20 protein-coding genes are annotated in these 20,397 nt (G+C 68.7%); 2 read left to right on the top strand and 18 right to left on the bottom strand.

Annotated elements, in window-relative coordinates; genetic code table 11:
• The 15 genes from argH to DFJ65_RS09610 form a co-directional block, all read right to left on the bottom strand.
• Entirely contained in the window at positions 1–1,491 is a 1,491-nt protein-coding gene (gene argH / locus DFJ65_RS09680) for an argininosuccinate lyase (RefSeq protein ID WP_115922849.1), read from the bottom strand.
• Positions 1,488–1,976 carry an arginine repressor gene (gene argR / locus DFJ65_RS09675; RefSeq protein WP_115922848.1) on the bottom strand — a complete coding sequence of 163 codons (489 nt, stop codon included), beginning with the start codon at positions 1,974–1,976 and terminating at the stop codon, positions 1,488–1,490. Before argR ends, argH begins: the two co-directional genes overlap by 4 nt.
• Entirely contained in the window at positions 1,973–2,905 is a 933-nt protein-coding gene (gene argF / locus DFJ65_RS09670; RefSeq protein ID WP_115922847.1) for an ornithine carbamoyltransferase, read from the bottom strand. The genes argR and argF overlap by 4 nt, the downstream gene beginning before the upstream one ends.
• Positions 2,902–4,125: an acetylornithine transaminase gene (locus DFJ65_RS09665; RefSeq protein ID WP_115922846.1), complete on the bottom strand. Its 1,224-nt coding sequence runs from the start codon at positions 4,123–4,125 to the stop codon at positions 2,902–2,904. The genes argF and DFJ65_RS09665 overlap by 4 nt, the downstream gene beginning before the upstream one ends.
• Complete coding sequence (gene argB, locus DFJ65_RS09660; protein ID WP_115922845.1) at positions 4,122–5,048, bottom strand: acetylglutamate kinase; 927 nt, start codon at positions 5,046–5,048, stop codon at positions 4,122–4,124. Before argB ends, DFJ65_RS09665 begins: the two co-directional genes overlap by 4 nt.
• A 49-nt stretch (positions 5,049–5,097) precedes the next feature.
• The gene (gene argJ, locus DFJ65_RS09655) at positions 5,098–6,249 is read right to left on the bottom strand and encodes a bifunctional glutamate N-acetyltransferase/amino-acid acetyltransferase ArgJ (RefSeq protein ID WP_115922844.1); all 1,152 of its coding nucleotides are present in this window, start codon (positions 6,247–6,249) and stop codon (positions 5,098–5,100) included.
• A 37-nt stretch (positions 6,250–6,286) separates the two neighbouring features.
• On the bottom strand, positions 6,287–7,327 hold the full coding sequence (argC, locus tag DFJ65_RS09650; protein ID WP_115922843.1) for an N-acetyl-gamma-glutamyl-phosphate reductase: 1,041 nt from the start codon (positions 7,325–7,327) through the stop codon (positions 6,287–6,289).
• Between the two features lie 138 nt (positions 7,328–7,465).
• Positions 7,466–9,985 carry a phenylalanine--tRNA ligase subunit beta gene (pheT, locus tag DFJ65_RS09645; RefSeq protein ID WP_115922842.1) on the bottom strand — a complete coding sequence of 840 codons (2,520 nt, stop codon included), beginning with the start codon at positions 9,983–9,985 and terminating at the stop codon, positions 7,466–7,468.
• Positions 9,985–11,079 (bottom strand): phenylalanine--tRNA ligase subunit alpha, encoded by a 1,095-nt coding sequence (locus DFJ65_RS09640; RefSeq protein WP_115922841.1) that lies wholly within the window; start codon positions 11,077–11,079, stop codon positions 9,985–9,987. Before DFJ65_RS09640 ends, pheT begins: the two co-directional genes overlap by 1 nt.
• A 118-nt stretch (positions 11,080–11,197) precedes the next feature.
• Complete coding sequence (locus DFJ65_RS09635; protein ID WP_115922840.1) at positions 11,198–11,995, bottom strand: TrmH family RNA methyltransferase; 798 nt, start codon at positions 11,993–11,995, stop codon at positions 11,198–11,200.
• 29 nt (positions 11,996–12,024) lie between these two features.
• Positions 12,025–12,414, bottom strand: a complete 390-nt coding sequence (gene rplT, locus DFJ65_RS09630; protein WP_115922839.1) for a 50S ribosomal protein L20 — start codon at positions 12,412–12,414, stop codon at positions 12,025–12,027.
• Positions 12,415–12,481: 67 nt separating this feature from the next.
• Entirely contained in the window at positions 12,482–12,676 is a 195-nt protein-coding gene (gene rpmI / locus DFJ65_RS09625) for a 50S ribosomal protein L35 (RefSeq protein ID WP_115922838.1), read from the bottom strand.
• A gap of 89 nt (positions 12,677–12,765) precedes the next feature.
• Positions 12,766–13,371, bottom strand: a complete 606-nt coding sequence (gene infC / locus DFJ65_RS09620; protein WP_245950160.1) for a translation initiation factor IF-3 — start codon at positions 13,369–13,371, stop codon at positions 12,766–12,768.
• A 330-nt stretch (positions 13,372–13,701) separates the two neighbouring features.
• Positions 13,702–14,895: an MFS transporter gene (locus DFJ65_RS09615; protein WP_115922836.1), complete on the bottom strand. Its 1,194-nt coding sequence runs from the start codon at positions 14,893–14,895 to the stop codon at positions 13,702–13,704.
• 65 nt (positions 14,896–14,960) lie between these two features.
• Positions 14,961–16,850, bottom strand: coding sequence for a serine/threonine-protein kinase (locus tag DFJ65_RS09610; protein WP_170144052.1), 1,890 nt, complete (start codon positions 16,848–16,850; stop codon positions 14,961–14,963).
• 87 nt (positions 16,851–16,937) lie between these two features.
• Here DFJ65_RS09610 and DFJ65_RS09605 point away from each other — a divergent pair, with 87 nt between their 5' ends.
• Positions 16,938–17,279: a DUF952 domain-containing protein gene (locus DFJ65_RS09605; RefSeq protein ID WP_115922834.1), complete on the top strand. Its 342-nt coding sequence runs from the start codon at positions 16,938–16,940 to the stop codon at positions 17,277–17,279.
• A gap of 65 nt (positions 17,280–17,344) precedes the next feature.
• Positions 17,345–18,745, top strand: coding sequence for a dihydrolipoyl dehydrogenase (gene lpdA / locus DFJ65_RS09600; protein ID WP_115922833.1), 1,401 nt, complete (start codon positions 17,345–17,347; stop codon positions 18,743–18,745).
• Between the two features lie 491 nt (positions 18,746–19,236).
• Here lpdA and DFJ65_RS18085 read toward each other — a convergent pair whose 3' ends face one another.
• Genes DFJ65_RS18085 through DFJ65_RS09585 form a run of 3 tightly spaced genes read right to left on the bottom strand, consistent with a single transcriptional unit; the run spans position 19,237 to position 20,383 of the window.
• Positions 19,237–19,524, bottom strand: a complete 288-nt coding sequence (locus DFJ65_RS18085; RefSeq protein ID WP_245950158.1) for a maleylpyruvate isomerase N-terminal domain-containing protein — start codon at positions 19,522–19,524, stop codon at positions 19,237–19,239.
• On the bottom strand, positions 19,521–20,021 hold the full coding sequence (locus DFJ65_RS09590; RefSeq protein ID WP_115922832.1) for an SRPBCC family protein: 501 nt from the start codon (positions 20,019–20,021) through the stop codon (positions 19,521–19,523). The genes DFJ65_RS18085 and DFJ65_RS09590 overlap by 4 nt, the downstream gene beginning before the upstream one ends.
• Positions 20,018–20,383, bottom strand: coding sequence for an ArsR/SmtB family transcription factor (locus tag DFJ65_RS09585; protein ID WP_115922831.1), 366 nt, complete (start codon positions 20,381–20,383; stop codon positions 20,018–20,020). Before DFJ65_RS09585 ends, DFJ65_RS09590 begins: the two co-directional genes overlap by 4 nt.
• Positions 20,384–20,397: the final 14 nt, after the last annotated feature.

Genomic DNA, 20,397 nt, shown 5'->3' with positions numbered 1-20,397 from the left:
TCAGGCCCCGACCACCCGCTGCGCAGACCACGAACGAGCCTGACCCACGACGATCTTCGCGGCCTCGCGCTGCTCCTCCACCCGGGTCGGCGAGGTGCCGCCCTGCGAGTTGCGGGAGGCGAGCGAGCCGGTCACGGTCAGCACCTCGCGCACGTCGGGCGTCAGCGCCGGGTTGATGGACGTCAACTCCTCGTCGGTGAGATCCCACAATTCCTTGCCCTGCGTCTCGCACACCCGCACGCACTCGCCGGCCACCTCGTGGGCGATGCGGAACGGGGTGCCCTCGCGCACCAGCCACTCGGCGATGTCGGTGGCGAGTGCGAAGCCCTGCGGCGCCAGCGACTCGAGTCGGTCGGTGTCGAACACCATCGTGTCGACCATCCCGGAGAACGCCGGCAGCAGCACCTCGAGGGTGTCGACGGCGTCGAACACCGGCTCCTTGTCCTCCTGCAGGTCGCGGTTGTACGCCAACGGCAGCGCCTTGAGCGTCGTCATCAGACCGGTGAGGTCACCGACCAACCGGCCGGCCTTGCCGCGGGCGAGTTCGGCGACATCGGGGTTCTTCTTCTGCGGCATGATGCTCGACCCGGTCGAGTAGGCGTCGTCGAGGGTGATGAAGGAGAACTCCTTGGTCGCCCAGAGCACGACCTCCTCGGCGATGCGCGAGATGTCCACGGCCGACATCGCCGCGACGAACGCGAACTCGGCGACGAAGTCACGCGAGGCGGTGCCGTCGATCGAGTTCATCACCGCCCGCGAGAAGCCCAGGTCGGTCGCGACCGCGTTCGGGTCTAGACCGAGGCTCGAACCGGCCAATGCGCCCGAACCGTAAGGCGATTCGTCGCAGCGGCGGTCCCAGTCGGCAAAGCGCTGGACGTCGCGCAACAGCGCCCATGCGTGGGCGAGCAGGTGGTGGGACAACAACACGGGCTGTGCGTGCTGCAGGTGGGTGCGCCCGGGCATCGCCACGCCGTGGTGCTGTTCGGCCTGCTTGATCAGCGCGTCGACGACATCGAGCAGCAGCCCACTGACGACGCGGGCGTGGTCGCGCAGGTACATGCGGAACAGCGTCGCGACCTGGTCGTTGCGGCTGCGACCGGCACGTAGCCGTCCGCCGAGGTCGGCGCCGGCGCGCTCGATGAGGCCGCGCTCCAACGCGGTGTGCACGTCTTCGTCGTCCGGCGCCGGCAGGAACGCACCGGTCTGCACGTCGGTCAGCAACCGGTCGAGGGCGTCGATCATGCCGTCGCGCTGTGCGTCGTCGAGCAGCCCGGCCGAGTGCAGCACGCGGGCGTGCGCCTTCGAGCCGGCGATGTCGTAGGCCGCGAGGCGCCAGTCGAAGTGGGTCGATTTCGACAACGTCGCGAGCGCGTCGGCCGGCCCACCGGCAAAACGTCCGCCCCACAGACTGATTCGCTCGCCGGAGCCGGCGGCCTCGGGTGCCGGAGCGGGTGCGGAAGCGGGAGTGGTCGCGTCGTTGTGGTCGGTCATGCCTGCCCTTGTGCGAGTCGAATGAGATGGTCGCGGACCAGCGGCGCCGCCTTGCGGGACGCCGTGATCACCATGATCGTGTCATCCCCGGCAATGGTGCCGAGAATGTGTTGTGGTCGTGCGTGGTCGATGGCCGAGGCGAGCAGGTTCGCGCCGCCAGGCGGGGTCTTCAGCACCACGAGATTCTCGGCGTGCTCGGCCGAGACCAACAGGTCGACACACGCCTTGCGCAGCCGTCCGTCAGGGTCGGCGAGCGAGGCGAACCCGGTGCCGTCGCCGCCCTCGGCCGGCACCGCGTAGACCAGTTGCCCGTCCTTGCGGATCTTCACCGCGCCGAGTTCGTCGAGGTCGCGCGACAGCGTCGCCTGTGTCACGGTGAACCCGCGATCGGCGAGCAACTGCGACAACCGGGTCTGCGACCCCACGTCCTCGCGGGCGAGCACGTCGGCGATCGCCTGGTGCCGCGAGGTGCGGGTGGTGATCACGCCTGCTCCAGCAAGAACGCCATCAACGCCTTCTGTGCGTGCAACCGGTTCTCGGCCTCGTCCCAGACGACCGACTGCGGGCCGTCGATGACGTCGGCGCTGATCTCGTAGCCGCGGTAGGCCGGCAGGCAGTGCAGCACGATGGCGTCGGACGCGGCGTGCCCGAGCAGGTCGGCGTCGAGGGCGAAGGGGGTGAACGGGCTCTCGGTGCCCTTGCGGTCACCGGCCTCGGCTTCCTGGCCCATCGAGACCCAGGTGTCGGTGATGACCACGTCGGCGCCGGTGACGGTGCCGACCGGGTCGTCGTTCACCTGCACCGATCCGCCTGTCTGCGAGGCGATCTCGCGGGCACGATCGACGATCGCCTGCTGCGGTTGGTGAGTGGCCGGCGTGCCGATGCGCACGTTCATGCCGGCGAGCGCGCCACCGAGCAGGTAGGAATGGGCCATGTTGTTGGCACCGTCACCGACGTAACTCATCGTCAGGCCGGCGAGCTCACCCTTGTGTTCGGTGATCGTGAGCAGGTCGGCGAGGATCTGGCACGGGTGGAAGTCGTCGGTGAGCGCGTTGACGACCGGCACGCCGGCATACTCGGCCATCTGCTCGATGCGGTCCTGACCGTAGGTGCGCCACACGATGAGCGACACCTGCCGTCCGAGCACACGAGCGACGTCCGGGATCGACTCGCGCACCCCGATCTGGGCGAGGTTGCCGTCGACGACCGTCGGGAAGCCGCCGAGTTCGGCGACGCCGGTGCTGAACGACAGTTGGGTGCGCAGCGTCGGCTTGTCGAAGATGATCGCGACGCCCTGCGGGCCGGCAAGCGGTTGGATCGCCGTCCGGTCGGCCTTCATCCGAGCAGCGGTGCGCAGCACCTGCGCCTGCTCGGCGGGGCTGAGGTCGTCGTCGCGCAGGAAGTGGCGGGTCATCGGGGCTGTCCTTCGGTCGGTTCGATGGAGTCCAGGAGTGCCGGGAGTGCGTCGACGAAGGTCGCCAATTCGGTCTGTGTGATGGTGAGCGCTGGGGCGAGCCGGATGGCGTCGGGTGCGACCGCGTTGACGATGAACCCGGCCTCGCGGGCAGCCGTGTTCACCTGCGCTGACACCTCGTCGCGCAGCACGACGGCGAGCAGCAGGCCGCGTCCGCGGACGCCGACGATGCGCGGGTCGTCGAGGCCGGCCACGGCGTCGGCGAACCATTCGCCGAGTTCGCGGGCGTGGTCGAGCAGGCCGTGGCGTTCGATGATGTCGACGACCGCAAGTCCGGCGGCGCAGGCCAGCGGATTACCGCCGAAGGTGGTGCCGTGTTGACCCGCCTGCAGCAAGGCCGAGACCTCGGGGCCGTAGGTGAGCATCGCGCCGATCGGCACGCCGCCGCCGAGCCCCTTCGCGAGGGTCATGGCGTCGGGCACGATGCCTGCGCGCTGGTGCGCAAACCAGTCTCCGGTGCGTCCGACCCCGGTCTGGATCTCGTCGATGATGAGCAATGCCCCTGCGGCAGAGGTGATCTCGCGTGCCGCGCGCAGGTACTCGGCGTCGGCCTCGATGACACCCGCTTCGCCCTGCACGGGCTCGACGAAGAACGCTGCGGTGTCTGCGTCGACGGCTTCGGCCAGAGCGTCGATGTCGCCGAACGGCACGTGTACGACGCCCGGCAGCAGCGGCTCGAACGGCTCGCGGTAGGCGGCCTTGTGGGTGAGCGCGAGCGCGCCGGTGGTGCGGCCGTGGAAGGCTCGTTCGGCAGCGATGATCTTGGTGCGGCCGGTGCGCCGGCTCAGCTTGATCGCAGCCTCGATCGCCTCGGTGCCGGAGTTGGCGAAGAACACCCGGGAGCCCTGCGGCGCGGCGCTCACCCGCAGGAGTTCGTGGGCAAGGCCGATCTGGGCGCGGCTGGTGAAGAAGTTGGAGATGTGCAGCATCTCGCCGGCCTGCTTCGACACGGCGGCGACGAGGTCGGGGTTGTTGTGACCGACGACATTGACCGCGATGCCGGCGAGCAGGTCGAGGTAGCGCTTGCCGCCGAGATCCCACAGGTAGCTGCCGTCGCCACGTTCGATCACGAGTGCCGGCTGACCGAACACCGGCAGCAACTCCTGCTGGTACTCCGCAAGGGCGGCCTCGTTCGTGGTGGGTGTCGCGGGTGCGTTCATGCGTCCTGATCGCTTTCGTCGGTCGAGCCGGGCAGGAGCATCGTGCCGATGCCGGCGTTGGTGAAGATCTCGAGCAGCACGCAGTGGGCGCGGCGTCCGTCGATGACGTGGGCCTGGGGCACTCCCCCGTCGATGGCCCGGATGCAGGCCTCGAGCTTGGGCACCATCCCGGAATCGACGCGGGTGAGCAGGTCGCGGGCCTCGTCGACCGGCAGCGTGCTGAGCGGGCTGCCGCGGTCGGGCCAGTCGGCGTAGATGCCCTCGACGTCGGTGAGCACCACCAGCTTGCGGGCGCCCAGAGCCGTCGCCAGCGCGGCCGCCGCGGTGTCGGCATTGACGTTGAGCACCTGCCCGTCGACGTCGAGGTCGGGCGCCACCGACGACACGACGGGGATCCGTCCGGCGTCCAGAATGTCTTGCACCGCAGCGGGATTCACCGTCTCGACGTCGCCGACCAGGCCGATGTCGACCATTTCGCCGTCGACGAGCGTGCCGCGGCGGCGGGCGCCGAAGAGCGCCGCGTCTTCGCCGGAGAGGCCGACCGCGAGCGCGCCGTGGTTGTTGATGAGACCGACGAGTTCGCGGGAGACCTGGCCGGTGAGCACCATCCGGACGACTTCCATCACCTCGGGCGTGGTGACCCGCAGTCCGCCCTTGAACTCGCTCTCCAGGCCGAGGCGGGTCAGCATCGCCTGGATCTGTGGTCCACCGCCGTGCACCACGACCGGGCGGAGGCCGGCGTACTTCAGGAAGGCGACGTCTTCGGCGAACGCGGCTTTGAGGGCGTCGTCGGTCATGGCGTTGCCGCCGTACTTGATCACGACGAGCGCGCCGCGGAACTGCTCGAGCCAGGGCAGCGCCTCGACAAGGGTGGCCGCCTTGTCCGCGGCAGCGGCGAGCGAGGTCTCGTCACGCAGGGTCATCGGTTGCGGTCCTTCGCAGGTCGTCGATCGGTCGTCGATCAGTCGTCGATCAGGTGGAGTAGGCGGAGTTCTCGTGCACGTAGTCGTGGGTGAGGTCGTTGGTCCAGACCGTCGCCGTCTCGGAGCCGGCGTGCAGGTCGACCACCACGTGCACCTCGCGACCGCTGAGGTCGACCAGGGACCGATCGTCGCCCACCCCGCAGGCCCGACAGACCTGCACCCCGTTGACGCTGACGTCCAGTTGCTGGGGTTCGAAGACCGCGTCGGTGGTGCCGACAGCGGCCACGATGCGCCCCCAGTTGGGGTCGTCGCCGAAGATCGCGCACTTGAACAGGTTGTTGCGAGCGATGGCGCGAGCGACCGTCAACGCGTCGGATTCGCTTGCCGCCGTGCGGATCTCGATCGCAATGTCGTGCTTGGCGCCCTCGGCGTCGGCGATCAGCTGGCGGGCGAGCGACGCGCACACCTCGGTGACCGCCTCGGTGAGCGCTTCCCGGCTGACCGGCACGCCACTGGCGCCCGATGCGAGCAGCAACACCGTGTCGTTGGTCGACTGGCAGCCGTCGGAGTCGATGCGGTCGAAGGTCGTGGAGGTGGCAGCTCGCAGCACGTCCTGCAGGGTTGCGGCGTCGACGACGGCGTCGGTCGTCACCACCACGAGCATCGTGGCGAGCGCGGGCGCGAGCATGCCGGCGCCCTTGGCCATGCCGCCGACGCTCCAGCCGTCACGCGCCGCGGCAGCCTGCTTCGGCACGGTGTCGGTCGTCATGATCGCCTGGGCCGCAGCATCGCCTCCGGCCTGGCCGAGCTGCGAAACCAGTTGCGGCACAGCAGCTTCGATCTTGTCCATCGGCAGCAACTCGCCGATGAGGCCGGTCGAACACACCGCGAGATCGCCGGAGGAGATCCCGAGCGCGTCGGCGACCAGTTCCGCGGTGCGGTGCGTGTCGGCAAAACCCTGCGCGCCGGTGCATGCGTTCGCCCCGCCGGAGTTGAGCACGACGGCGTCGAGCCGTCCGTCGCCGACGGCGACCCGCGACCAGGTGACCGGCGCGGCCTCCACCCGGTTGCTGGTGAAGACCGCCGCGGCGTGGCGGGCGGGTCCGTCGTTGACGACCAGCGCGAGGTCGGACTTGCCGCTCGGCTTCAGACCGGCGGTGATGCCGGCCGCGCGAAACCCTTGCGGTGCAGTGACGCTCACGACCGGGCTCCCGTCGCTCGATGTTCGGTGGGGTGGGTCACGGTGCGACTCCTACGCTCGGCAGGCCCGTCGACTCCGGGAGTCCGAGGGCGAGGTTCATGCACTGCACGGCGGCGCCGGCGGTGCCCTTGGTCAGATTGTCGACGGCACTGGCGACGACGAGTCGGCCGACGTGTGCGTCGACGGCCACCTGGATCTGCACGTTGTTCGACCCGAGCACGGCGCCGGTACTCGGCCACATGCCCTCGGGCAGCAGGTGCACGAACTTCTCCTCGGCATATGCGGCGTCGTAGGCGCGGCGCACCGCGGCGAGATCGACACCCGGCTTGATGCGGGCGGTGCAGGTGGCCAGAATGCCGCGCGGCATGGGTGCCAGGGTCGGCGTGAACGACACGGTCACCGGCTCGCCCGCGGCGCCGGAGAGGTTCTGCTCGATCTCCGGGGTGTGGCGGTGCACGCCACCCACGCCGTACGGACTCATCGAACCCATCACTTCGGCGCCGAGCAGGTGCGGTTTGAGGCTCTTGCCGGCCCCCGAGGTACCCGACGCAGCGACGATGACGACGTCGTCGGCATCGACGAGCCCGGCCGCGAAAGCCGGCGCGAGCGCGAGGCTGGCCGAGGTCGGGTAGCAACCGGGCACCGCGATGCGGCGGGCACCCTCCAGCTGGTGTCGCTGCGGTCCGTCGGCGGTGGCGAGTTCGGGCATGCCGTAGGGCCAGGTGCCGGCGAACTCGGTGTCGTAGAAGGTGGTCCACGCAGCTTCGTCACCCAGCCGGAAGTCGGCGCCGCAGTCGATGAGCACGACGTCGTCGGGCAACTGTCGAGCCAGCGCGGCGCTCTGGCCGTGCGGCAGCGCGAGGAACACCACGTGGTGGCCATCGAGGGTCTCGGGCGTGGTCTCGGTGAACTGCCGGTCGGCCAGCGGCGTGAGGTTCGGGTGCACCGAGGTGACCGGCTTGCCGGCCTGACTACCGGCCGCGAGCGTGCCGATCTCGACCTGTGGGTGGTTGGTCAACAGCCGGACGATCTCGCCTCCGGCATATCCGCTCGCTCCCGCGACAGCAGCCCTGATCATGTGATGATCATACATCCGACCGCATATTCATGCACGGGGGTCGCGCCGCCGACCCCTCCGCCCACCCCCGCGAAAGTTTGCAACCTTGCGCGCATCTGTCGCGTGTCGCGCAAACTTTCGCGGGGGTGTGGGGTGGGCTCAGGCGCCGCGCAGCACCGCCGCGTGCTCGCGTCCGGCGGCGGCGACCGCGGCGTCGCGCAGCGCGTTGACCTCTTCGGTCTTCAGCGTGCGATCGGCCCGGAAGGTCATCCGGAAGGCGAGCGACTTCTTGCCCTCGCCGACCTGGTCGCCCTCGTAGCTGTCGAACAGCTGGATCCGCTCCAGATCGTCACCGGCGGCGGAACGCAACGTGGCGAGCACCTCGCCGGCGCGCACCTGCGCGTCGACGGTCAGCGCGATGTCGCTCTGCACGATCGGGAAGTTCGACAGCCCGGCGGCCTGCGGGGTCGTCGACGCCGCGATGAGCGCGTCGAGGTCGAGCTCACCGCCGACCGGGCGGCCACTGAGACCAAGCGCCCCGACCACCTTGGGGTGCAACTCACCGGCCGCACCGATCACGGTGCCGTCGGGGAGCACGATCTCGGCGCAGCGTCCCGGGTGGAACGGCGCCACGGCGCCGGTGCGCACCTGCAGCGGCACCGCGAGTGCGTCGCCGAGAGCCAGAGCGGCGTCGATGGCATCCGACCAGTCGGCGGTGCGGCCCGCGCCCCACCAACCGGCCTTCTCGACGTCGCCCGCAAGCGCCCAGGCGATGTGCCGCGGCTGTGCCGGCACGGCGTCCTCGATCGCGCGGACGGCGTCGGCACCCGGGTAGGTGCCCACCGGGAAGGTCGGCGCCCTGCCCGCCGGGCCGGCGACGACGAGCCCGTGCTCGAAGAGCGCCACATCGCGCTGGCCACGAGAAGTGTTGCGGCGCAACGCCTCCAGCACGTTCGGCAGCACGGCCGTGCGAAACAGTGGCTCCTGCTCCGAGAGGGGGTTGGCGATACGGACGGTGATGCGCCGCGGGTCGTCGGCGGGGTAACCGAGCTGGTCGAACGACTCCACCGCCACGAACGGTGCGCTCCAGATCTCGCTGAAGCCGCGCGCGGCGAGCACGTTGGCCGCCAGGCGGCGTCCGCTCTGTGCCGGGGTGAGCCCGCGACCGCCCGGGGCCGCCGGCACGATCGACGGGATCGCGTCGTACCCCTTGATGCGGGCGACCTCCTCGGCGAGGTCGGGCCAGGTGGTGAGGTCGGGGCGCCAGGTCGGCGGCGTGACCGACAAGGTGTCGCCGTCGCCCTCGACCGTGCACCCGATGAGTTCGAGCACGCCGCGCACGTCGTCGGCCGAGTAGTCGACGCCGACGAGCCGGCCCGGCTGCTCCACGCCGATCGTGATCACCGGCTGTTCGACGGGAGTGTGCACATCGGTGACACCCTCGTCGACGGTGCCGCCACCGAACTCGACGAGCAGGTCGATCGCCAATTGCGCTGCCGCAGGCGCGAGTTCGGGGTCGACGCCGCGCTCGAAACGCTTCGACGCCTCGGTGGCGAGCTTGTGCCGCCGGGCACTTCGGGCAATCGAGACCTGGTCGAACCGGGCAGCCTCGACGAGCACGTTGCGGGTGGACTCGGACACCTCGGAGTCTTCACCCCCCATGACACCCGCGATCGCCAGCGGCTTCTCGCCGGCGTCGGTGATGAGGAGGTCTTCGACATCGAGCGTCCGCTCCACGTCGTCGAGGGTGGTGAGCTTCTCCCCCGCCCGGGCGCGACGCACCACGATCGGGCCGGTGAGGGTGTCGACGTCGAAGGCGTGCAGCGGCTGGCCGAGCGCAAGCATGACGTAGTTGGTGACGTCGACCGCGAGCGAGATGGGTCGCATGCCCGCCTCGGTGAGGCGGGTGGCCATCCACTCCGGAGTGGGCGCGCTCGGATCGATGCCGCGCACCGTCCGCGCGACGTAGCGGGTGCAGCCGACCTTGCCGCCGAGTGGGGCGTCGTCGGCGACCTGCACCCCGAAGCCGGAGTCGTTGGCGGCCGGTGCCCGCCGGGCCAGATCGTCAGCCGAGTCGGTGAACACCGCACCGGTCGAGTGGGAGTACTCCCGGGCCACTCCGCGCAAGCAGAAGCAGTAGCCGCGGTCGGGCGTCACGTTGATCTCGACGGTCTCACGGTCGAGGCCGAGGATCGGCAACGCGTCCTGACCGGCGGTGAACTCGACCCCCGGCACCCGCTCGGCGAGGCGGATGATGCCGCCGGAGCCGTCGTCAGGAAGTCCGAGTTCGTCTGCGGCACAGATCATTCCGGCCGAAACGTGGCCGTAGGTCTTGCGCGCGGCGATTGCGAAACCGCCGGGCAGCACGGCTCCGGGCAGCACGCAGACCACCCAATCGCCGGCGTCGAAGTTGTGTGCGCCGCAGACGATGCCCTGGGGCTCGCCGGTGCCGTTGGCGTCGCCGACGTCGACCTGGCACCAGTTGATCGTCTTGCCGTTCTTCTGCTCCTGCGGCTCCTTGGAGATCACCCGGCCGACGACGACCGGGCCGGTGATGTCGCCACCGTGGATGCCCTCCTCCTCCAGACCCACCTTCACCAGGGCGGCGGCCACGTCGGTGCCGCGTGCGTCGGTCGGGACCGCGACGTACTCGCGCAGCCAATCGATCGGCACCCGCATCAGATCTCCATTCCGAACTGGTTGTTGAAGCGAACGTCGCCCTCGATCATTTCCCGCATGTCGGCGGCGCCGGTGCGGAACATCAGTGCCCGATCGACGCCCATTCCGAAGGCGAAACCGGAGTACTTGTCCGGGTCGATGTTGCAGGCGCGCAGCACGTTCTGGTTGACCATGCCGCAGCCGCCCCACTCGATCCATCCGGTGCCGGAGCAGGCCCGGCAGGCCTGGTCTTCCCCGCGGCAGACGAAGCAGCGCAGGTCCATCTCGGCCGACGGCTCGGTGAACGGGAAGTACGACGGACGCAGCCGGGTCACGATGCCCTCACCGAACAGTTCGGTGGCCATCCGGTCGAGGGTGCCCTTGAGGTGGGCCATCGTCAGGCCCTCGTCGACCGCAAGGCCCTCGATCTGGTGGAACGCGGGCATGTGGGTGGCGTCGAGTTCGTCGGTGCGGAACACGCGTCCGAGGCATCCGATGTACAGCGGCGCGCCGCGTTCGAGCATCGCGCGGGCCTGCACCGGCGAGGTGTGGGTGCGCAGCACCAACCCGTTCTCGGGCGGGTCGATGTAGAAGGTGTCCTGCATCTGGCGCGCCGGGTGGTCGGCGTCGAAGTTGAGGGCGTCGAAGGTGAACCACTCGGCCTCGATCTCCGGGCCCTCGGCGATCTCCCAACCCATGCCGACGAGGATGTCGGCGATGCGCTCGCCCATCAGTTCGGTGGGGTGGCGCCGGCCCAGCGGACGGCGTCCGGGAGTCATCGTGACGTCGACGGCTTCCTCGACCAGGATGCGTTCGTCGCGTTCGGCCTCCAGCACCGCCTGGCGTTCCTTGAATGCCTGACCCACGCGTCCGCGGGCTTGGCCGACGCGCTTGCCGGCTTCGGCCTTGGCGGTGGGCGGCAGGGCGCCGATCTCGCGGTTGGCGAGGGCGAGCGGCGACTTGTCGCCCTGGTGCGCGGTGCGCACCGACTTCAGTTGCTCCAGGTCGCCCGCGCCGGCGATCGCGTCGAGCGCGTCCTGGACGGCTTTGTCGATCGCTTCGGGGTCGAGGGCGGCGACCTCCACCGGGTCGTACTGCGTATTGGGGCCTGACATCGCTCTCGTCTCGTCCTCGTGGTGTGCGTTCGCCGTGCCGGAAAGCCGGAATCGGCAGCCCGGCGATTCTATCGACGGCGCCGTGGGCGCCTCATCCCGGTTTCGGTGGGCGGAGGGTTCAGTCGGTGGTCTGCGTCGCGGCGGCGCTGGCGTACATGCAGACGGTCGCGGCCATCGCGAGGTTGAGCGACTCGGCGTGCCCGTAGATCGGCACCCGCACCACCTCGTCGCAGGCGTCGCGCACCTCGGGTTCGAGACCCCACGCCTCGTTGCCCATCACCCAGGCGTGCGGACGGGTGAGGTCGGTGTCGGGCAGCAACTGCTCACCGACGCCGTCGGCAGCCAGCAGCAGCAGGCCGGCGTCACGGCAGGCGGCGAAGATCTCTTCGATGCTCGACCCGGTGTGGATCGGCAGGTGCCACAGTGACCCGACGGTCGACCGCACCACCTTGGGGTTCTCGATGTCGACGCTGGAGTCGCTGATCAGCACGCACCGCGCACCCGCCGCGTCGGCGCCGCGGATCACCGTGCCGGCGTTGCCGGGGTCGCGCACGTTGGTCAGCACGACCACGTAGCCGTCGCCGGCCAACGCCTCGTCGAGCGACACCGACACCGGGCGCACCACGGCAACCACCGGTTGCGGATGCTGGGCCTCGCACATCTGCGCGAGCACCTCGGGGGTGCACTCCCGGGTGGTGACGCCCCGCTGGGCGGCCAGTTCGACCAGTTCCGCGCTGCGCTCACCGCGCACGTAGTAGACGGCGTCGACGGTGCCGGGCGCGAAGCGCAGGACCTCCCGCACCGACTGCGGACCTTCGGCCAGGAACTGGCCGGCCCGCTCACGCGACGAACGCCGGTGGAGCGCTCGCACCTTCTTCACCCGATCGGAGGTCGGGTTGGAAAGGACGGGCTCCACCGGCGTACGGCGTGTTACGTGTGGCGTTCTCAGGCAGCCGGGGTCGACTCGGGGGTCGACTCGGTGCTGACGTTCGCCTTGGCGATCTCGACCAGGGCGGCGAACGCGGCGGCGTCGTTGACGGCCAGCTCGGCGAGCATGCGGCGGTCGACCTCGATCTCGGCGTTCTTCAGACCCTGGATGAACCGGTTGTACGTCATGCCGTTCGCGCGCGCACCTGCGTTGATGCGCTGGATCCAGAGGCGACGGAAGTCGCCCTTCTTCGCGCGCCGGTCACGGTACGCGTAACCCATGCTGTGGGTGACCTGCTCCTTCGCCTTGCGGTAAAGGCGCGAGCGCTGGCCGCGGTAGCCGCTGGCCTGCTCGAGGACGGTACGGCGCTTCTTCTGGGCGTTGACTGCCCGCTTCACGCGTGCCACGTGAATCTCCTTCGTTCTTGGGCGGTCCTACCGGGGACGGTCAGGACCAGTGGTGCAAGTGGGCGGATTACTGACCGAGAAGCTTCTTGATCTTCTTCTCGTCGGACTTGGCGACGACGACGTCCGGAACGAGGCGGCGGGTGGCCGACTTGCTGCGCTCCTGGAACTTGTGCACGTGACGCGCACGCTGACGCATCACCTTGCCGGAGCCGGTCACGCGGAAACGCTTCTTGGCACCACTGTGGGTCTTCATCTTCGGCATGAGCCGATCTCCTTCTATCGCTGTTCCGGCGTTTGGACGCCGGTCGTCATTACCTCGGGACCGCGGGATCCCGAGTGGTTGTTCCGCTCCTACTGGGCGGCAGTCTCGGTGGCCGACTCCTCGGCCGGCTCGGCCTGCTCGACGGCTTCGGGTGCCTGCTCGACGGTCTCAGGCGCCTTCTCGGCAGCCTGCTCACGACGACGGCGACCCTCGGCGCGGGCTTCGGCCTTCTTACGGGTCGGACCCAGCACCATGATCATGTTGCGACCGTCCTGCTTCGGCGCGCTCTCGACGAAGCCGAGCTCGCCGATGTCGGCGGCCACACGCTGCAGCAGACGGAAACCCAGCTCCGGACGCGACTGCTCACGTCCGCGCAGCCAGATGGTGACCTTGACCTTGTCGCCGGCCTTCAGGAACCGCTCGATGTGGCCGAGCTTGGTCTGGTAGTCGTGCGGGTCGATCTTCGGTCGGAGTTTGATCTCCTTGATGACCGTGTTGACCTGGTTCTTGCGGGCCTCACGGGCTTTCAGGGCAGCTTCGTACTTGAACTTGCCGTAGTCCATGAGCTTGGCGACCGGCGGCTTGGCCTGCGGTGCCACCTCGACGAGGTCGAGATCTGCTTCGGCGGCCAGTCGCAACGCGTCCTCGACGCGCACGATCCCGACCTGCTCACCGTTGGGGCCGACAAGCCGCACTTCCGGAACCCGGATGCGGTCATTGATACGAGGCTCGGCGCTGATGTCTGCTCCTTGTGTCTGACGTTCAGTTGCACCGCCCGGAGACGAAGAAAGGCTCCTCGTCACCGAAGTGCACGAGGAGCCAACGCCTGACATCGGAGACTGCTTACGGCGCGCGGCCATGGGCGCGGACGGCGAACCGTCCTCTCCGGTACCGGGACCCGGCGACATGCCTGTCGACTCGGGTGGAAGCGTTGCTTCTCTTGCACACTCACACGACGAAACGCATGAGTCGGTTCACCAAGGGTAACAGCGATGCCGCCTCCGACGAAATCGTTGTGCCCCCGCTCAGTGCGCGGGGATCAGCTGGCTGCGTCGACTGCGGACCAGGGCGGCCGCGGCGGCACCCGCGAGCGCCACGACCAGGCCGAGCACGCAGACCAGCACGATCGCAGATTGATGGCCGTGGCCATCAATGACCATCCCGACCAGTGGCGCCGCGAGGGCTGATCCTGCCGTCATGCAGGAGCCGTGCCAGCCCATCGCCTCACCTCGAGCAGCCGCCGGTACGACCCGGCTGACCGCCTCGACCGACGCGGTGATGGTGGGCGCGCAGAAGACTCCGGCGAGCACGGCAAGTCCCGCCACGGTAAGAGCGGAGTCGGCGAGCGCCATCGGTGCGGTGACCAACGCCAGACCGGCGAGAAGGAAGTACGGCGACAGGCCACGGGACATCGCGCCGTAGTAGAGACCGCCTAGGATCGATCCAACTCCCCACCCGGCGAAGACCAGGCCGAGCGACCCGGACTCACCCCACTGGCGCAGTCCGGCGACCACGGCGACCTCGCTGCCCACGAGCACGAGCGTCGATGCAGCGGCGGCCAGGCACAGGCCGACGAAGGCCGGACGGAACCATTCCGAACGAGGAATCTGCGCAGCGGCGTCTGCCGTTGCGGACCCCTCCTCGCGCAGGCTCGGGTCGAGCAACCAGAGCACGATCCCACCGACGACCCCGAGCATCTGCAGAGCGAACAGCGTGATGGCGGTACCGAACTGATGCCCGGCCCAGACGGCGACCGCCGGTCCGGACATGTAGGCCAGTTCCACCCCCACGCCGTCGACGGACAGCGCAGTGCGACGTTCGTTCAGCGGGACGGCAGCGATGACGCTCTGCCGCGCGATCGAGAAGATCGGCACGACGAAGAGGCCGGCCAGGCCGGCGAGGAACAGCAGCGGCCAGTACCCCACGAACGGCGCAACCGCCCAACACGACCCGGTGATGACGATCGACGGGGCGACGACCTTGCGAAGCCCGTGCCGATCCAACAGGCGTCCACGCCAAGGTCCGCTGACCGCAATCGCGAGAGTCGCGACCGCCGAGACGAGGCCGGCCTCGGCCCACGAACGGTCCAGATGCTCGACAACGTGCAACATCAGCAGCACCCCGGTGCCGAAGATCGGGATGCGCAGCAGGATGCCGAGCACCAGGGCTCGGCGAGCGGCCTGGTTGGCGAGCACGCTGCGGTAAGGGGTGATGGACATCCGGCCATTCTTCCAATTCGAAGTGTTCGAACACAAACGGTTTTCCGGTGAGTTCGATCACCGCCTCAAAGGATGCGGATCTCATGCACCTGCGAGTTGTCGCCGTCCAGCAGCCAGAGGGAGCCGGAGAAGACCAGGAAGTCCACCAGCCGTGGCGGCACTCCGGCGATGGACGCACCCAGCGGCGCATTCAGGTCGAAGTCGTACTTGGTGATCGTGCCCCCAGAGCCGTCGTGGATCCACACGCCGTCGTTGCCCAGGGCAGCGCTACCGCGCACGTTGTTCTCCAGGTCGGCGGCGGTCACCTTCGAGCCGCGCACCTGGGCCAGGCCGTTACCGCCGACGAACACTCGCCCGAAAGCAGCCACCACCTCGACGATGCCTGCGGGCAGGTCCACTCGTTCCCCGGCCGGCTGCCCGGTGGCCTCGTCGAGCGTTACCAGCGCCCGATCGCCGACACAGACGACGTAGACCTTGCCACCGGAGGCCGCGATTCCGTCAGGACGGCTACCCACCTTGATGAGACCAGGGATGTTCTCACCGCTACGCATGTCGATCCTGCCGACGGCCTGCTCGCTCGGCACGACATACCAGAGGAAGTCGGTTCCGGCGGCCGACCTGGAGATCGCGTGGTCGAGGCGGATGAGCTCACCGACCTCCCCGGTCGCGGCATCGACCGGCGTGAACGAACTGGTGTAGTTCCACACCCACGTCTTGCCCTGGCCGAAGTGCAGGCTGCCCGGGCCACCGTTGACCTTGATCGAGCGCACCGTCCGGTTCGCGAGGTCGATCCGACTCACCGTGCCGTCGTCGTAGTTCGCGGTCCACAACGCGCCGTCGCCGCCGGCGAGCCCTCTTGGGTTCGGGCCCACCGAGATCGCACCGGCCTTCAACTCACCGACCACTCCGGGCGAGGGGCCCGTGCCAGCGGGCTCGTCGTCCCGCGGGATCAGATACCAGCCGATGGCTCCGGCCGCCAGTGCCGCGGCGCCCGCCCCGGCTCCGAGCAGCACGCGTCTCGACGGCCCTCCGGGACGCGGCGCAGACTTCGTGGTGGAACCGCCGGGTCCATGGGTGGCATCTGCGCCGACGAACGGCACCGGCGAGTGGACTGAACCACCGTACACCAGAGCTGCACGAGCAGCTTCGGCCAACGCGGTACACGAGCCGAAGCGTTGATCCGGCTGTTTGGCGAGGCCCTTGGCGACGACGTGAGCCAGTTCGCCCGGCAACTGCGGCCTGATCGTTCGAAGGTCGGGCGGCGGAGAGTACAGGTGACCCGAGATCCGGGCGACCTGTCGATCCGCTGCGAACGGCACCCGGCCGGTGAGCAGTTGGAACAGCACACACGCCAAGGCGTACTGGTCGCTGCGTCCGTCGACCGGATCCCCGTTGATCTGCTCGGGCGACATGTAGTCGACGGTGCCGATGGTCATCCCGGCAGCGGTCAGCCCGTTGTCACTGACCTCCTTAGTGATGCCGAAGTCGGTCAGGTAACTGTGCGGTCTTCCTCTACTTCCGCTCACCAGGATGTTGGCCGGCTTCACGTCCCGGTGGACGAGCCCGCGGGCGTGCGCGGCGTCCAGCGCTCCCGCGACCTGGTGGACGATCTCCACCGCCTCCGCAGGCTCGACGCTTCCCTCCCGGATGACCTTCGACAGATCCGTGCCGTCGACGAACTTCATCGTGAGGTAGACGCGACCGCCTTCTTCCCCGGCATGCATGATCGGGACGACGTGCGGGTGATCCAACGCGGCGGCCAGCCGCGCTTCGCGGCGAAACCTGGCGAGGAACTCGGGGTCGTCGGCGACGTCGGCGTTCATCACCTTGATCGCGACGGTCCGATCGAGCGCGAGGTGCTGCGCCCGGTACACCGAGCCCATGCCGCCGCGCCCGGCCAGGCCGATGACGGACACTCCCCCGATCACGGTTCCAGGTGCCAGTTCTCTCCCCACAGCCATATCCTGCCCTGCCATGTGCGGCCGGACCAGCAACTCTCGGCCCGGTGAGTCCTTCGCGCCCCCACTGCTTCAATCTCGACCATGAAATCCGAGCCGACCACCGAACTGTTCCACCTCGCCCTTCCTGCAGACTGGATCCTGGCGCAGGGACAGGGTGAGTACCGGGTCTCGACCCGTGGTGTCACCCTCGAAGAGCAGGGCTTCATCCACCTTTCGTTCAAGCATCAGTGGCCGGCTACCAGGCAGCGCTTCTACGCCGACGTCACCACCCCGCTGCTGCTGCTCACCATCGACCCGACCGGGCTCGACGTGCGTCCCGAACCCGGCAACCCCGGCTCCGAGGAACTGTTCCCGCACCTCTACGGCCCGTTGCCGCTCACCGCGGTGACCCGCATCGAGCGACTCGACCCGCCGCACGCCTGAACCCCACTACCGCCGGGTTGGACGGCCGCCCGCACGACGGCGTCCGACGGCGTTAGGCTCAGCCCGTGGCAGATCACTTTGACGTCGTTGTCCTCGGTGCCGGCCCTGGCGGGTACGTCGCCGCCATCCGCGCTAGCCAGCTCGGCCTGAAGGTCGCTGTGGTTGAGAAGAAGTACTGGGGAGGTGTCTGTCTCAACGTCGGGTGCATTCCGTCGAAGGCCCTGCTGAAGAACGCGGAGCTGTCGCACACGCTCACCCACGAGAAGGACAAGTTCGGCATCGTCGGCGATGCCTCGATGGAGTACGGCCCGACGCACAAGCGCAGCCGTGCCGTCTCCGAGGGCATCGTCAAGGGTGTCCACTTCCTGATGAAGAAGAACAAGATCACCGAGATCGACGGCTGGGGCACCCTCAACGGCGCCAAGTCGATGTCGGTGGAGCTCAACTCGGGACAGACCCAGGAGCTCAGCTTCGACAACCTCATCATCGCCGCCGGCGCCACCACGCGCATGCTGCCGGGCGTCACGGTCAGCGACAACGTCGTGACCTACGAGGAGCAGATCCTCGACCCCAACCTCCCCAAGTCGATCGTCATCGCCGGCTCCGGCGCGATCGGTGTTGAGTTCGCCTACGTGATGACCAACTTCGGCGTCGACGTCACCATCGTCGAGTTCCTCGACCGCATGGTGCCGACCGAAGACGAAGAGATCTCCAAGGAACTCGCCAAGCACTACAAGAAGCTCGGCGTCAAGGTGCTCACCGGCACCAAGGTCGAGTCGGTCGAAGACACCGGCTCCGGCGTCAAGGTCACGGTCTCCCCCGCCAAGGGTGGCGACCAGCAGGTGCTCGAAGCCGACCGCCTCCTGTCGGCCATCGGCTTCGCGCCGCGCCTCGAGGGCTACGGCCTGGAGTCCGTGGGCGTCGAGACCACCGACCGCGGTGCGATCAAGGTCGACGACTACGGCCGCACCAACGTCGACGGCGTCTACGCGATCGGCGACATCACCGGCAAGCTTATGCTCGCCCACGTCGCCGAAGCCATGGGCATCGTCGCCGCCGAGACAATCGCCGGCGCCGAAACCCAGACCATCGACTTCCAGAACATCCCCCGCGCCACCTACTGCATGCCGCAGATCGGTTCGATGGGGTTGTCCGAAGCCCAGGCCAAGGACGCCGGCCACGAGGTCAAGACCGCCAAGTTCCCGTTCACCGCCAACGGCAAGGCCATGGGCCTCGGCGAGCCCGTCGGCTTCGTCAAGGTCGTCGCCGACGCCAAGCACAACGAGATCCTCGGTGTCCACATGATCGGCCCCGACGTCACCGAACTCCTCCCGGCCGCCGTCACCGCCACCACCTGGGACCTCACCGCCGCCGAGATGTCGCGCGTCGTGTTCGCCCACCCGACCCTGGGTGAGGCGCTCAAGGAAGCGTTCCACGGCATCGAAGGCCACATGATCAATTTTTGATCGCGGCTCCTTCGCGGTTCACGCCCCCAGCGCTTCGCAAGCTCGCGCTGGGGGCGTAACGCGTCCCGCCGCGGTGAGCCTTCCGTACGGGGAGACCGGGCGAGCCACCACCGGCAGTGTCCGTACTGGCGCGATTCACGAACACCCCGAATGTTTGCAGGATCGCGCGCGCACGCGCACGATCCTGCAAACATTCGCGAGGGGGTGTCAGCGCGCGGGTGGGGTCCAGTGGGGGTCGCGCCCGAGGAACGCGAACAGCTTGTCCTGCTCGGGGCATCGGCGGCGACGGGCTGCTGCTGCCCGAACTGTCCGGTCGGACGCAGGAACTCCTCCGCCGCCGACATGCCGGCGTACGCGTCGTGCACCAGGTCGGCGTCGAGCGTGTCGTCGAGACCGTTCGAGCGGGCGAGGTCCCAGGTGTGAAAGAAGACATCGCCGGTGTAGATGCGGTCGATCAGCACCGGCACCGGGTTGTCGCCCGTATTCGGTTGCTAGTGAGGCAGATTCATCGATTCCGGATCGTCGAGGATCGCCTGGATCTGCCCGGCGTGCGCCTCCCACAGCGCCACCGGATCGTCGGCCGCCGGCAGCGGCGCCAGCGACACCGCGTCGCCGAGCACCGAACGGATCCACGTCAGGTGCTCGACGACGTCGCGCGCCGTCCACTCCTGCACCGGGGTCGGAGCGTCCCAGTCGGTGACGCCCCGAACCCGCTGCGTGAAGCCGCCGGAGATGATGCGGTGCTTCTCGGCGATCGGCTGGTCGGGCAAGCGCGTCACGCGATCGCCCCATCGGAGACGAGGCCGTCGAGCTTGGCGTAGCCGTCGTTGACACCGACCTCCATGCCGCTGTTCAGCCATCCGTCGCGGGCCTCGAACGACTCGACCAACGACTGCGCGTGCAGCCGGGTCCAACCGTCGCCGAGGTCTTCGAAGACCAGCGTTTCCAGCGAGACGCCCTCGGGCATGGCCTCCCAGGTGAAGGTCTGCACCATGCGGGTGGGACTCACCTCGTGGAACGAACCGTGGAACCCGTACTCCTCCCCGCCCCGCACATTGGTGAATCGCCAGCTGCCGCCGGTGCGAGCGTCCCAGTAGTCGATCTCCGTGCCGATGTCGTTCGGGCCGACCCACTTCATATAGAGGTCGGGGTCGGTGTGCGCCCGAAACAACTGCTCCGTCGTCGCGTGGAAGTCGCGGGTGATGCGGATGATCGGCAGGTCGGGGTCGGCCTCGATCGTCGCAGTGGTGTTGCGTTCGCCCGTGTTGGTGCTCATGACGGTTCTCCCTCTGATCGGTGCTGCGAATGATTCGGCGTGTGCCGTCCTGCTTCGGCGAGCACCCGGTCGAGCCGCGACATGCGTTCCTCGGCTCGCCTCTGGTGCTGCTGCACCCAGTCGGTCATGGTCCCCAGCACGTCCGCTTCCAGATGCACCGGACGGCGCTGGGCGTCTCGGCTGCGACTGACCAGACCTGCGGCCTCGAGCACCTTGAGGTGCTTGCTGATCGCCTGCAGGCTCATGTCGTAAGGAGCAGCGAGTTCGCCGACGGTGGCGTCACCGATGACGAGCCGCGCAACGATGTCACGGCGCGTCGGGTCCGCCAGTGCGGCGAACACCTTCGACAGCTCGTCACTCATCTCCCGAACCTTTC

The organism is Calidifontibacter indicus, from assembly GCF_003386865.1.
Taxonomy (GTDB): Bacteria; Actinomycetota; Actinomycetes; order Actinomycetales; family Dermatophilaceae; genus Yimella; species Yimella indica.
Note: the sequence above shows the minus strand (reverse complement) of the source record. Positions and strands in the feature narration are given on the sequence as shown.

Coding starts and splice junctions, on each gene's coding strand:
- DFJ65_RS09665 (WP_115922846.1), bottom strand. CDS start 4,125: ATGAACGCACCCGCGACACCCACCACGAACGAGGCCGCCCTTGCGGAG.
- DFJ65_RS09585 (WP_115922831.1), bottom strand. CDS start 20,383: ATGAGTGACGAGCTGTCGAAGGTGTTCGCCGCACTGGCGGACCCGACG.
- argC (WP_115922843.1), bottom strand. CDS start 7,327: ATGATCAGGGCTGCTGTCGCGGGAGCGAGCGGATATGCCGGAGGCGAG.
- DFJ65_RS09615 (WP_115922836.1), bottom strand. CDS start 14,895: ATGTCCATCACCCCTTACCGCAGCGTGCTCGCCAACCAGGCCGCTCGC.
- DFJ65_RS09605 (WP_115922834.1), top strand. CDS start 16,938: ATGAAATCCGAGCCGACCACCGAACTGTTCCACCTCGCCCTTCCTGCA.
- argH (WP_115922849.1), bottom strand. CDS start 1,491: ATGACCGACCACAACGACGCGACCACTCCCGCTTCCGCACCCGCTCCG.
- argB (WP_115922845.1), bottom strand. CDS start 5,048: ATGACCCTGCGTGACGAGACCTCGCTCGCCGCTGCCGCGGACAAGGCG.
- pheT (WP_115922842.1), bottom strand. CDS start 9,985: ATGCGGGTGCCGATCGATTGGCTGCGCGAGTACGTCGCGGTCCCGACC.
- argF (WP_115922847.1), bottom strand. CDS start 2,905: ATGACCCGCCACTTCCTGCGCGACGACGACCTCAGCCCCGCCGAGCAG.
- DFJ65_RS09590 (WP_115922832.1), bottom strand. CDS start 20,021: ATGAGCACCAACACGGGCGAACGCAACACCACTGCGACGATCGAGGCC.
- rpmI (WP_115922838.1), bottom strand. CDS start 12,676: ATGCCGAAGATGAAGACCCACAGTGGTGCCAAGAAGCGTTTCCGCGTG.
- DFJ65_RS09640 (WP_115922841.1), bottom strand. CDS start 11,079: ATGTCAGGCCCCAATACGCAGTACGACCCGGTGGAGGTCGCCGCCCTC.